The organism is Stutzerimonas sp. FeSN7 (assembly GCF_030263795.1).
GTDB classification, from domain to species: Bacteria; Pseudomonadota; Gammaproteobacteria; order Pseudomonadales; family Pseudomonadaceae; genus Stutzerimonas; species Stutzerimonas stutzeri.
Map to the genome: position 1 here is coordinate 1,365,675 of NZ_JARPMN010000001.1, position 12,251 is coordinate 1,377,925.

Sequence of the window (12,251 nt, forward strand, 5' to 3'; positions counted from 1 at the left end):
TCAGGCCCTCAGAAGGACTTCAGCATCCTGCCCAGCAGCTCCATCGCCTGCTCACTGCGGGTGTCCCATGGATGGCCATGGTTCAGCCGCGCGCAGTTGCGAAAGCGCTGGGTGGCCGAGAAGATCGGCCCCGGGGCCAGGCTGATGCCCTGGGCCAGCGCCAGTTGCAGCAGCTGCAGCGAGTCCACCTGCTCGGGAAATTCGAACCAGAGAAAGTAGCCCCCAGAAGGGCGCGTAACCCGCGTGCTCGCCGGGAAATGGCGCGCGGCGGAGGCGAGCATCGCGCCCTGCTGCATCTCCAGTGCGTGGCGCAGCTTGCGCAAGTGGCGGTCGTAGCCGCCATGCTGCAGATAGTCGGCAATGGCGGCTTGTGCCGGCACGGAAGGGGAAATGGTGGTCATCAGCTTCAGCCGGGTGATCTGCTCGGCGTAGCGGCCGCCGGCGACCCAGCCGACCCGGTAGCCGGGCGCCAGGCTCTTGGAAAACGAACCGCAATGCATCACCAGGCCTTCGCGATCATGGCTCTTCACCGGCTTGGGCGGCTCGCGGGTGAAGTACAGCTCGGCGTAGACGTCGTCCTCGATCAGCGGCACCTGATGGCGCTGCAGCAGATTGTAGAGCTGCTGCTTCTTCGCCTCGCCCATGCTCGCGCCCAGGGGGTTCTGCAGGCTGCTCATGAACCAGCAGGCCTTGATCGGCAGGTGCGCCAGGCGATCGGCGAGAATCTCCAGATCGATGCCTTCGCGCGGGTGGACGGGAATCTCCACCGCTTTGAGCTTGAGCCGTTCCAGCACCTGCAGCGTGGCGTAGAACGCCGGCGACTCGATCGCCACCAGGTCACCCGGCTCCGTCACCACCTGCAGGCAGAGGTTCAGCGCTTCCATCGCACCTGTGGTGATCACCAGCTCGTCCATCGGCAGCATCACGCCGCTGACCATGTAGCGCAGGGCGATCTGCCGGCGCAGGTCCGGGTTGCCCGCGGTCATCTCGGCGATCACTTCGCGTGCCGGCATGTCGCGCACGCTTTGCGCCATCGAGCGTGCGAGCCGTTGCAGGGGAAACAGCTCGGGGCTGGGAAAGGCCGAACCGAAGGGTACGGTGGCCGGATCGCGCAGCGAGGCGAGCACGGAGAAGACTAGCTCGCTGACGCCCACCTCGGTGGTTTCCGCCGGGCGGGTGCTGATGTCTGGTTCGTGCAGCGGGCGCTTGGCATGTTCGCGAACGAAATAGCCCGAACGCGCCCGCGCCTGGATCAGCCCGCGGTCTTCCAGCAGGTAGTAGGCCTGGAACACGGTGGACGGGCTGACGCCATAGGTGCGGCTGGCGTGGCGCACCGAGGGTACCTTTTCCCCGGGGGCGAGCACGCCGCTGCGGATCAGTTCGGCAATCTCATCGGCGAATTTCTCGTAGCGCTTCATCGTGTCCGGGCCGTGGCGGTTGGGCATGGCCAGTCTACTGGCGTAGCGCCGCGATGGGGGCGACGAAGGTGCTCGGTGTGCTCACCCGACTGTCCGGCTTGACCAGGTCGCTGACCTCGAAGCGCAGCTCGCGGCTGAAGTCGCGGGCGTTGTCGAGCAGTGCCACGCTGACCGGCAGATCGGCGATTTCGCCCGGAGCCAGCGCGATCTCGCGCGGGCCCTGCAGCTCGAAGGGGCCGCCGTCCAATGCCAGCGCGTAGCGGCGCGGCTGCTGCGTCTTGTTGATCAGCTTGAGGCGATACATGTTCTCGATCTGGCCCTGCATGTTCTCGCGGTACAGCGTGCGGTCGCGGGTCACGTCCAACTGCAGCTGCGGCCGCGCATCCAGTGCCCAGATGAAGGCGGCGATCATCGCCGTCATCGCCACCGCATAACCGACCAGCCGCGGACGCAAGAGGCGGGTGATGCCGCCCTTGAGCGCACGTTCGGAGGTGTAGCGCAGCAGGCCGCGGGCGTAACCCATCCGGTCCATGACGCTGTCGCAGACGTCGATGCAGGCGCCGCAGCTGATGCAGTCCAGCTGCAGGCCGTCGCGGATGTCGATGCCGGTGGGGCAGACCTGCACGCACAGCGTGCAGTCGACGCAGTCACCGAGGCCCTGGGCTCGCGGATCACTGCCCTTGCGCCGCGCGCCGCGATTCTCGCCGCGGGCTGTGTCGTACGAGACGAGAAGGGTGTCGGCGTCGAACATCACGCTCTGGAAGCGCGAGTAGGGGCACATGTGCAGGCACACCTGCTCACGCAGCCAGCCGGCATTGATGTAGGTCGCGGCGGTGAAGAACAGCAGCCAGAAGGCGGTGGTGGCGCCGACCTCGAAGCGGGCAAGGTCGGCCACCAGCTCGCGTACCGGGGTGAAATAGCCGACGAAGGCCAGCGCCGTGGCCAGGCTGATGGCCAGCCACAGCGTGTGCTTGGCGGCACGGCGCAGCAGCTTGGCGGCGGACCAGCGTGCAGCATCGAGCTTGATGCGCTGCAGGCGGTCGCCTTCAGTGATCTTTTCCACCCACATGAACATCCAGGTCCAGGTGCTCTGCGGGCAGGCGTAGCCGCACCAGATGCGCCCGGCCAGCACGGTGATGAAGAACAGGCCGAACGCGGCGATGATTAGGATCGCCGAGAGCAGGATGAAATCCTGCGGCCAGAAGGTGGCGCCGAAGATGTGGAACTGCTGCCGGTCCAGGTCCCACAGCACCGCCTGGCGCCCGTTCCAGTTCAGCCAGACGGTGCCGAAGTAGAGCAGCATCAGCAGGGCGCCGCCCAACAGGCGCAGGTTGCGGAAACGTCCGCTGAAACTGCGCGTGTGGATGGGCCCGCCGCTCTGGGCGGGCGTCAGGCGGATCGGCTGGCTGGGATCAACGGTTTCGATGATCCGCGCGGGTATGCGGTCGGTCATTGGCTTTCGCCCCATAGGCAGTTCAGGCGAGGCGGATGATCCCCGTCGAGGCTCATGCATAACAGACTCAGATGTGACGGCTAAATACGGATCAGATCGGGCGCGGCAGCGCTGTCGGAACGTAGGCATCGCTAGGCGTTGACCTGCATCAGCGGAAGCTGTCGGGATCGGCTGATCCGCTTTTTTTGTCTGCATCTGATGCTGTTCTGTTGCCGCCAGGCCGGCGATAGTCGAGGCCTTTTGCCGAATGAAGAGGAGCCAACGCATGATTCATCCAATGCTGCCGCGGGAGCATCGCCGATGATTCTCCAAGGCCTGACCTGGCTCGTGCTGCTGCAGCTGCTCGGCAATCTGATCAACCTGGTGCTGCTGCCGGCATTGCCGGGGCCGATCATCGGCATGCTGTTGCTGTTCGGCCTGCTGCTGCTGCGCCGCAGCATTCCGGAGTCTCTGGAGAAGACCGCGGCCTTGCTGCTGCAGTATCTGCCGCTGCTGCTGATCGTGCCGGCCGCCGGCATCATGACCAGCGCTGGCGCACTGCTGGATGATCTGCCAGCGATCGCCGCCGGCCTGGTTTTGTCGCTGCTGATCACGGTGCCGTTCTGCGGCTGGCTGATGCAGCGGCTGATCCGCCGACTCGATCGCCAGCGGGAGGATCAGGCATGACCGTATTCGATTGGCGCACCGCCTGGGCGGCGGTGGTGGTCCATCCGCTGTTTGCCGTGGCGCTGACTTTGATCGCCTTTCAGCTGGCGCTGATGCTGTATCGCCGCAGCGGCTGGCTGGTGCTGCAACCGGTCATGGTGGGCATGCTGCTGGTGGTCGGCACACTGACCCTGGTGGACCTCGACTATGCGCGCTACCGCGACGGCGCTGCGCTGGTCGCCATGCCGCTGGGGCCTGCCACCGTGGCGCTGGCGGTGCCGCTGCATCGACATCTCAAGCGTATCCAGCAGCTGTTCTGGCCGATCGTCATCACCTTGGCGGTCGGCGGCGTGCTCAGTGTGGTTCTGACGCTGGCGATCGCCTGGGCATTGGGCGCAGAGCTGCCGGTGCTGATGAGCCTGGCGCCAAAGTCCGCGACCATGCCCATCGCCATGCTGGTGGCCGAGCGGCTCGGCGGCCTGGCTTCACTGGCGGCAGTGTTCGTCATGCTGACCGGCGTCATCGGCACCGCGTTGGGACCGCTGCTGCTGCGCTGGGCCGGGGTCGAGCATCCCGCGGCGCGGGGCCTGAGTTACGGCCTCAACGCCCATGCCATCGGTACCGCAAGGGCGCTGGAGGAGGGTGATGAGTGCGGCGCCTTCGCTGCGCTGGGCATGAGCCTGCTGGGCATTCTGATCGCGCTGCTGCTGCCATTCGCCCTCGGTTGACGCCGCCTGCCGGGCATTCCCGTGCAGGCCGCGGCGGTGGCGGCGTTGCGACCCTCACGCGCCACTGGCTAGCACCCCGTCAGACCCGTTAGAGTAGGCGGCGGTCGCTTGACCGTGCACAGGGTGCAAACCATGAAATTGCGGATGTTCCAGGTCGATGCTTTCACCGCTGAACGTTTCCGGGGCAATCCCGCGGCGGTGATACCCTTGCAAGCCTGGCTGCCGGACGAGCTGATGCAAGCCATCGCCGCCGAAAACAACCTTTCCGAGACGGCCTTTTTCGTTCGCGAGGCGGACGGGGCCTTTCACATCCGCTGGTTCTCGCCGCTCACCGAAATCGATTTCTGTGGCCATGCCACGCTGGCCAGCGCCTTCGTGCTGCTGGAACAGGGGCTGGCCCGCGCGCCGCTGACCTTTCGTGCCGCTGCCGTGGGCGATCTGGCCGTGCAGCGGCGTGCTGACGGGCTGCTGGAAATGAGTTTTCCCAATCGCGCGCCGGAGCCGGTCGCCGAGCCGCCGGCCGCGTTGCTGCAGGGGCTCGGGCTCGCGCCGGAAGCGGTGCTGCGCAATCGCCAGGCATGGTTCGCCGTCTACCGCGACGAGCAGCAGGTGCGCGCGCTGGCGCCAGATCTGCAGGCGTTGCGCACGCTGGCACCGCTGGATGTGGTGGTGACCGCGCCAGGGCGCGAGCAGGATTTCGCCTCCCGCTATTTCTGGCCGGCCAATGGCGGCGCCGAGGACCCGGTCACCGGTTCCATCCATGCCGGGCTCGCGCCGTACTGGGCCGAGCGGCTGGGGCGCAACGAACTGGTGGCGCTGCAGGCATCGGCGCGCACGGGCATCCTGCACTGCCGGGTCGAAGCGGACCGTGTGATGGTGGCCGGGCAGGCGGTGCTCTACCTCGACGGCACCATCGAACTCTAAGACGAATTCAAGGGCGCATTGCGTACGGTCCGTGACCTGCGCGATGGGTGTGCCTGTGTGTGGCTGGTCGGTTGAAACGAGAATGGGGTTGTGATGATGAAAAGGCTGTTGCCGTTTGTCCTGCTTGCCGGCGCGATGAGTCCGTTCGCCTGCGCGGCGCCGCCGGCCCTGCCGCTGGACGACCGACAGGCACTGATCGAGACCCTGCTCGAGCGCATGACTCTGGCGGAGAAGATCGGCCAGCTGCGGCTGATCAGCATTGGTGGCGATATGCCGCGCGAGCGCATCGTCGAGGAGATCGCGGCCGGCCGCATCGGTGCCACCTTCAATTCGGTGACCCGAGCCGACAACCGCCCCATGCAGGAGGCGGCCTTGCGCAGCCGACTGGGCATTCCGATCTTCTTCGCCTATGACGTGGTTCATGGCCATCGCACCATCTTCCCCATCAGCCTGGCCCTGGCTTCAAGCTGGGACCTCGACGCCATCGCCCTGAGCGGTCGGGTTTCGGCCATCGAGGCCAGTGCCGACGGCCTCGATCTGACCTTCGCGCCCATGGTGGACATCACCCGCGACCCGCGCTGGGGGCGGACGTCCGAGGGCTTCGGCGAAGATCCGTACCTGGTCTCGCAGATCGCCGGCACGCTGGTGCGCGCCTATCAGGGCGAGCGCCTGAGCGCCGCGGACAGCGTGATGGCCAGCGTCAAGCACTTCGCCCTGTACGGTGCGGTGGAGGGCGGGCGTGATTACAACGTGGTCGACATGAGCCCGCAGCGCATGTACCAGGATTACCTGCCGCCCTACCGTGCGGCGGTGGACGCCGGCGCCGGTGGCGTGATGGTGGCGCTGAACACCGTCAACGGCGTGCCGGCCAGTGCCAACCGCTGGCTGTTGCGTGATCTGTTGCGCGACGACTGGGGCTTTCGCGGGCTGACCATCAGCGATCACGGCGCTATCGACGAATTGCTGCGCCATGGCGTGGCTCGTGATGGCCGCGAGGCCGCGCGCCTGGCGATCGAGGCCGGCATCGACCTGAGCATGCACGACTCGCTCTATCTGCAGGAACTGCCCGGCCTGGTCGAACGCGGCGAAGTGCCCCTCGAGCTGATCGACCAGGCGGTCGGCCGTGTGCTCGGCGCCAAGTACGACCTGGGTCTGTTCCATGATCCCTATCGCCGCATCGGCCGGGCGGTGGACGACCCCGCCGAGGTCAACGCCGAAAGCCGCCTGCACCGCGAGGCGGCACGCCAGGTCGCGCGCGAGTCCCTGGTGCTGCTGGAAAACCGCGGGCAGACGCTGCCACTGCGCAGGGATGCACGCATCGCGCTGGTCGGGCCGCTGGCCGATTCCCCCGTCGACATGCTCGGCAGCTGGTCGGCAGCCGGCGTGGCAGCGCAGGCCGTGACGCTGCGCCAGGGCCTCGAACGAGCGCTTGGCAAGGACGGCCGGATCATCCACGCGCGCGGCGCCAACGTCACCGACGATGCCGGCATGATCAAGTACCTGAACTTCCTCAACTGGGACCGCCCGGAGGTGGTCCAGGACCCGCGTCCGCCGCAGGCGATGATCGACGAAGCGGTGCGTGCGGCGCGCGAGGCCGATGTGATCGTCGCGGCTCTGGGCGAGGCCCGTGGCATGTCCCACGAATCGTCCAGCCGGACCAGTCTGACCTTGCCGGCCAGCCAGCAGGCGCTGCTCGAAGCCCTGGTCGCCACCGGCAAGCCACTGGTGGTGGTGCTGATGAATGGTCGCCCGCTGCAGCTGGGGTGGGTCAGGGAGCATGCCGATGCGCTGCTGGAAACCTGGTTCACCGGAACCGAGGGCGGCAATGCCATCGCCGATGTGCTGTTCGGCGCGCACAACCCTTCGGGCAAGTTGCCGATCTCCTTTCCGCGTTCGGTGGGGCAGATTCCCACCTACTACAACCATCCACGGTTGGGCCGCCCCTATGTCGAGGGGCGTCCGGGCAACTACACCTCGCAATATTTCGAAGAGCCCAACGGCGCGCTGTACCCATTCGGCTACGGCCTGAGCTATACCGAGTTCGAACTGTCCAAACCGCAACTTTCCAAGCGCGAATTGAAACGGGGGCAGCGCCTGGAGGTCAGCGTAACGGTAAAGAACAGCGGAGCGCGCGCCGGCGCGACCGTCGTGCAGCTTTATCTGCAGGACCTGGTCGGCTCCAGTGTGCGACCGGTGAAGGAGCTCAAACGCTTCGAAAAAATCCGGCTCGAGCCGGGCGAGACGCGGGTGGTGCGCTTCACTCTGGGCGAGGACGACCTCAGGTTCCACGACGCCCGGCTCGACTATGTGGCCGAGCCAGGTGAATTCGAAGTGCAGCTGGGGCTCGATTCGCGGACCGTGCAGAGCGAGCGCTTCGAGCTGTTGTAAGAAAATTTCTGTATGGAGAAACGCCTGCAGTCCGGCAACGCCGTCGCACCTGTCGCGCGCGGCACAGCGGCTGGGCTCGGGTGGTTCACCACAGCGAAGCAGAGCGAACTCTGTACAAACGTGTAATTCGGAGGCGGTGTGTTACGCATTTTTCAACGGAAGACGGGTACCCATCCGGCGCGCATGCTGGCAGGGCTGGCAGGTGGGTTGTACATGCTGATGGCCGGCAGTGCGCTGGCGTTCAGCCTGGATGATGTGGCCAAGCAGGCGCAGGAACTGGCGTCCCGCGGCTATGAGGAACCGGCGAGCAACCTGCCGGAAGAGTTTCGCCGAATGGCCTTTGCCGATTACCAACGGCTGCGCTTCGACCCCGAACATGCCTACTGGAAGGATGCCAATACACCGTTCCACCTGCAGTTCTACCATCAGGGCATGCACTTCGACACACCGGTACGCATCAACGAGATCACCGCGACGGACGTCCGCGAGATCCGCTATGACCCGGCCATGTTCCAGTTCGACGGCGTCGAGGTCGATCCCGCTGCGCTGGAAGGTCTGGGCTTCGCCGGTTTCAAGGTGCTCTATCCGCTGAACAAGAAGGACAAGCAGGACGAGGTGATGACTCTGCTCGGTGCGAGCTATTTCCGCATCGTTGGCAAGGGCCAGTGGTATGGCCTGTCTGCACGCGGGCTGGCGATCGACACGGCGCTGCCGGTGGGTGAGGAGTTTCCCCGCTTCCGCGAGTTCTGGGTGGAACGGCCGCAGCCCGACCGGCGCAACCTGGTCATCTACGCGCTGCTCGACTCGCCGCGTGCCACCGGCGCCTACCGCATGGTGCTGACGCCGGGCAAGGACAGCACGCTGGACGTGCAGGCCCGGGTGTACCTGCGCGAGCCGGTGGGCAAGCTCGGCATCGCACCGCTGACCAGCATGTACCTGTTCGGAGCGAACCAACCCAGCGATTCGCTGAATTTCCGCCCGCAGCTGCACGACTCCGAGGGGCTGGCGATCCACGCCGGCAACGGCGAGTGGCTCTGGCGCCCGCTGAACAACCCGCGTCGCCTGGCGGTCAGCGCGTTCAGCGTGGAGAACCCGCGTGGCTTCGGCCTGATGCAGCGTACCCGTGAGTTCAACCGCTACGAGGACCTGGACGACCGCTACGAGCTGCGCCCGAGTGGCTGGGTGGAGACGCGCGGTGACTGGGGCAAGGGACATGTCGAGCTGGTGGAGATCCCCACGCCCGACGAAACCAACGACAACATCGTCGCCTTCTGGTCGCCCGAGAAGCAGCCGGAGCCCGGTCAGCCGCTGGACCTGGAGTATCGCCTGCATTTCTCCATGGACGAACCGAGTCTGCACGATCCGCAACTGGCCTGGGCACAGCAGACCCGCGTGTCGGCCGGGGACGTCAAGCAGGCCAACCTGATTCGCCAGGCCGATGGCAGCACCGCTCTGGTGGTGGACTTCGTCGGGCCGGTGCTGGCCAAGCTGCCCGAGGATGCGCCGGTCACCACTCGCGTCAGCGTCGATGACAACGCCGAGCTGGTGGAGAACAACCTGCGCTACAACCCGGTCAGCAAGGGCTGGCGCATGACTCTGCGGCTCAAGGTGCGTGATCCGCGCCGGCCGGTGGAAATGCGTGCGGCGCTGGTCGATGTTGAAAAGACCCTTTCCGAAACCTGGACCTACCAGATTCCTCCCCATGAATGAGCAGGACGCAATGAACCGCATGGCTGAAGGCTATTGCGATGGCCTGGCGCTGACCGACGTCGAGGACCCGGCCAGATACCGGCAGGCCGCGGAGCAGGGCGGTCTGCTCGCCCTGCATGACGAAATGTCCGCCGCGACGACCGCCGAGCGCGGCCCGTCGCGGCGTCTGCTGGACTCCGTGGTGACCCGGCTGCGCATGGGCTGGGGCGATCTGTTCGACCGCGCCGGCATCATCCGTGAGGACCATCAGGGCCGCCCCTATCTGCAATCCACCCCGCCGATCGTTCGCACGCGGATGGTGCCGGAGCCCTGGCACACCAACATCCTGCGTCGCGGTTGGCGCCGGCTGCTGGGGCGCAAGACTCCGCGGCGCACCTTCGAACCCAGCCCGCAGCCGCTCGACGAAGCACGCTGGCGGCGCGTCGCGGCGCTGCGGCGCAGCGCATTGCTGATTCTGATGCTCGGCCAGACCGCGTTCGCCACCTGGCAGATGAAGGCGGTGTTGCCGTACCAGGGCTGGTCGCTGGTGGACCTGCAGGACGTTTTCGTGCAGCCGCTGGCCGAATCGGCACGGCAGATCCTGCCCTACGTGGTGCAGACCAGCATCCTGCTGCTGTTCGCGCTGCTGTTCTGCTGGGTATCGGTGGGCTTCTGGACCGCGCTGATGGGCTTCTTCCAGCTGCTGCGTGGCAAGGACCGCTATAGCATCTCGGCCAGCAGTCCGGGCAACGAGCCGATTCCAGCCGAGGCGCGCACCGCGCTGGTGATGCCGATCGCCAACGAGGACGTGCCGCGGGTGTTCGCCGGTCTGCGCGCGACTTACGAGTCGCTCAAGGCCACCGGTGAGCTGGAGCATTTCGATATCTTCGTGCTCAGCGACAGCAACGACCCGGACACCTGTGTCGCCGAGCAGCAGGCCTGGGTCGAGCTGTGTCGCGCGGTGGATGGTTTCGGCCATATCTTCTATCGCCGCCGCCGGCGTCGGGTGAAGCGCAAGAGCGGCAACATCGACGACTTCTGCCGGCGCTGGGGCAGCAGCTACCGCTACATGGTGGTGCTCGATGCCGACAGCGTGATGAGCGGCGAATGTCTGACCAGCCTGGTGCGGCTGATGGAGGCCAACCCCAACGCCGGCATCATCCAGACCGCCCCCAAGGCCTCGGGTATGGACACCCTCTATGCGCGCCTGCAGCAGTTCGCTACCCGCGTCTACGGGCCGCTGTTCACCGCCGGGCTCAATTTCTGGCAGTTGGGCGAGTCGCACTACTGGGGTCACAACGCGATCATCCGGGTCAAACCCTTCATCGAGCATTGTGCGCTGGCCCCGCTGCCCGGCACCGGCTCCTTCGCCGGCGCGATCCTCTCGCACGATTTCGTCGAGGCGGCGCTGATGCGACGTGCCGGCTGGGGCGTGTGGATCGCCTACGATCTGCCGGGCAGTTACGAGGAGCTGCCGCCCAACCTGCTCGACGAGCTCAAGCGCGACCGCCGCTGGTGCCATGGCAACCTGATGAACTTCCGTCTGTTCATGGTGCGCGGCGTGCACACGGTGCATCGTCTGGTGTTTCTGACCGGGGTGATGTCCTACCTGTCGGCGCCGCTGTGGTTCCTCTTCCTGCTGCTGTCCACCGGCCTGCTGGCCATCCATACGCTGATGGAACCGGAGTATTTCCTGCAGCCCAACCAGCTCTATCCATTGTGGCCACGCTGGCATCCGGAGGAGGCCATCGCGCTGTTCTCGGCGACCATTACGCTGCTGTTCCTGCCCAAGCTGCTCAGCGTGCTGCTGGTCTGCATCCAGGGCGCGCAGGCCTATGGCGGTCGGTTGCGGGTGGTGCTGTCGATGCTGATCGAGACGCTGTTTTCGGTGCTGTTGGCGCCGGTGCGCATGCTCTTTCACAGCGTATTCGTCACCGCGGCATTCCTCGGCTGGTCGGTGCAGTGGAAATCGCCGCAGCGCGGCGATGACGCGACGCCCTGGGGGGAGGCGCTGCGCCGGCATGGTTCGCAGATCGTCATCGGCGTGCTCTGGACGGCACTGGTTGCCTGGCTGGATGCGGCCTTCCTCTGGTGGCTGGCGCCGATCGTGGTGTCGCTGATCCTCTCGGCGCCGGTGTCGGTGATCACCAGCCGTACCGGCCTGGGCCTGGCCGCCCGTCGGTGCAAGCTGTTCCTGATTCCCGAGGAGTACGCGCCGCCTACCGAGCTGGCCAACACTGACCGCTACCAGCAGCAGAATCAGGCGAACGCGCTGCGCGAGGGCTTCCTCGTCGCCGTCGTCGACCCGCTGTACAACGCCCTGGTCTGCGCCATGGCGCGCGCTCGTCACGCCAAGGTGGTGCCGGCCGCGGAGCACCTGCGCGAGCAGCGTCTGGCGGAGGTACTGGCGGCGGGGCCGGCGGCTGCGAAGGGCGAGGCGGCGCGCTGGCGCCTGCTCAACGATCCCGATGGCATGGCGTTGCTGCACCGCCATGTGTGGGACGACCCGGCAGGTGCCAACTGGCTGGCGCGCTATCGGGAGGAGTACCCCCAAGGCGTTCCTCACCAGGCGCCGGCCAGCGCGAGCTGAAATCGCAGCGCCATGCGGTGCGCAAGCCGCATGGCGCTGCTGATCAGTCGTCCCGAGTCAGCACTTCGAGCAGCTCGATCTCGAAGTGAAGGTCCGAATTCGGCGGAATGTGCGCGCCGATCTGCCGCTCGCCATAGCCCAGATGAGCCGGAACGAAGAGCCTGCGCTTACCGCCGACTTTCATTCCCATCAGGCCGATATCCCAGCCCTTGATCACGCGCCCGGTGCCTATCACGCACTGGAACGGCTTGCCACGCGTGTAGGAGCTGTCGAACTCCGTGCCGTCGCTCAGCGTGCCGCGGTATTGCGTCGTGATGAGCGCGCCTTTTACGACCGCCTTGCCTTCGCCGAGTCGCACGTCCTCGATTTGCAGTTCCTGGTTCATGTTCCGCCCTGGTTAGTTGAAACAGGGCGCC

The 12,251-nt window shown here is 66.3% G+C and carries 9 protein-coding genes; 6 read left to right on the top strand and 3 right to left on the bottom strand.

The features are described from left to right. Positions 1–8 precede the first annotated feature (8 nt). Both mapR and ccoG read right to left on the bottom strand, forming a co-directional pair. On the bottom strand, positions 9–1,418 hold the full coding sequence (gene mapR / locus P5703_RS06335) for a GntR family transcriptional regulator MpaR (RefSeq protein ID WP_125850231.1): 1,410 nt from the start codon (positions 1,416–1,418) through the stop codon (positions 9–11). Between the two features lie 34 nt (positions 1,419–1,452). Next, a complete protein-coding gene (ccoG, locus tag P5703_RS06340; RefSeq protein WP_020307105.1) occupies positions 1,453–2,871 on the bottom strand; it encodes a cytochrome c oxidase accessory protein CcoG in 1,419 nt (472 codons plus the stop codon). A 300-nt stretch (positions 2,872–3,171) separates the two neighbouring features. Between ccoG and P5703_RS06345 the strand changes: the two genes are divergently transcribed. The 6 genes from P5703_RS06345 to mdoH all read left to right on the top strand — a co-directional run bounded on the left by P5703_RS06345 (position 3,172) and on the right by mdoH (position 11,835). Next, on the top strand, positions 3,172–3,537 hold the full coding sequence (locus P5703_RS06345) for a CidA/LrgA family protein (protein WP_003300577.1): 366 nt from the start codon (positions 3,172–3,174) through the stop codon (positions 3,535–3,537). Further along, a complete protein-coding gene (locus tag P5703_RS06350; protein ID WP_125850132.1) occupies positions 3,534–4,244 on the top strand; it encodes an LrgB family protein in 711 nt (236 codons plus the stop codon). The genes P5703_RS06345 and P5703_RS06350 overlap by 4 nt, the downstream gene beginning before the upstream one ends. Positions 4,245–4,388: 144 nt before the next feature. Next, on the top strand, positions 4,389–5,168 hold the full coding sequence (locus P5703_RS06355) for a PhzF family phenazine biosynthesis protein (protein WP_013983338.1): 780 nt from the start codon (positions 4,389–4,391) through the stop codon (positions 5,166–5,168). A gap of 96 nt (positions 5,169–5,264) precedes the next feature. After that, a complete protein-coding gene (bglX, locus tag P5703_RS06360; protein ID WP_279947215.1) occupies positions 5,265–7,556 on the top strand; it encodes a beta-glucosidase BglX in 2,292 nt (763 codons plus the stop codon). Between the two features lie 183 nt (positions 7,557–7,739). Beyond that, positions 7,740–9,266 carry a glucan biosynthesis protein G gene (locus P5703_RS06365; protein ID WP_502989186.1) on the top strand — a complete coding sequence of 509 codons (1,527 nt, stop codon included), beginning with the start codon at positions 7,740–7,742 and terminating at the stop codon, positions 9,264–9,266. 10 nt (positions 9,267–9,276) lie between these two features. Continuing rightward, a complete protein-coding gene (gene mdoH / locus P5703_RS06370) occupies positions 9,277–11,835 on the top strand; it encodes a glucans biosynthesis glucosyltransferase MdoH (RefSeq protein ID WP_108241998.1) in 2,559 nt (852 codons plus the stop codon). Positions 11,836–11,878: 43 nt separating this feature from the next. On the opposite strand, the gene P5703_RS06375 is transcribed toward mdoH, so the two are convergent. After that, a complete protein-coding gene (locus P5703_RS06375; protein WP_020307110.1) occupies positions 11,879–12,220 on the bottom strand; it encodes an FKBP-type peptidyl-prolyl cis-trans isomerase in 342 nt (113 codons plus the stop codon). Positions 12,221–12,251: the final 31 nt, after the last annotated feature.

Coding starts and splice junctions, on each gene's coding strand:
- mapR (WP_125850231.1), bottom strand. CDS start 1,418: ATGAAGCGCTACGAGAAATTCGCCGATGAGATTGCCGAACTGATCCGC.
- ccoG (WP_020307105.1), bottom strand. CDS start 2,871: ATGACCGACCGCATACCCGCGCGGATCATCGAAACCGTTGATCCCAGC.
- P5703_RS06345 (WP_003300577.1), top strand. CDS start 3,172: ATGATTCTCCAAGGCCTGACCTGGCTCGTGCTGCTGCAGCTGCTCGGC.
- P5703_RS06350 (WP_125850132.1), top strand. CDS start 3,534: ATGACCGTATTCGATTGGCGCACCGCCTGGGCGGCGGTGGTGGTCCAT.
- P5703_RS06355 (WP_013983338.1), top strand. CDS start 4,389: ATGTTCCAGGTCGATGCTTTCACCGCTGAACGTTTCCGGGGCAATCCC.
- bglX (WP_279947215.1), top strand. CDS start 5,265: ATGAAAAGGCTGTTGCCGTTTGTCCTGCTTGCCGGCGCGATGAGTCCG.
- P5703_RS06365 (WP_502989186.1), top strand. CDS start 7,740: ATGCTGGCAGGGCTGGCAGGTGGGTTGTACATGCTGATGGCCGGCAGT.
- mdoH (WP_108241998.1), top strand. CDS start 9,277: ATGAACCGCATGGCTGAAGGCTATTGCGATGGCCTGGCGCTGACCGAC.
- P5703_RS06375 (WP_020307110.1), bottom strand. CDS start 12,220: ATGAACCAGGAACTGCAAATCGAGGACGTGCGACTCGGCGAAGGCAAG.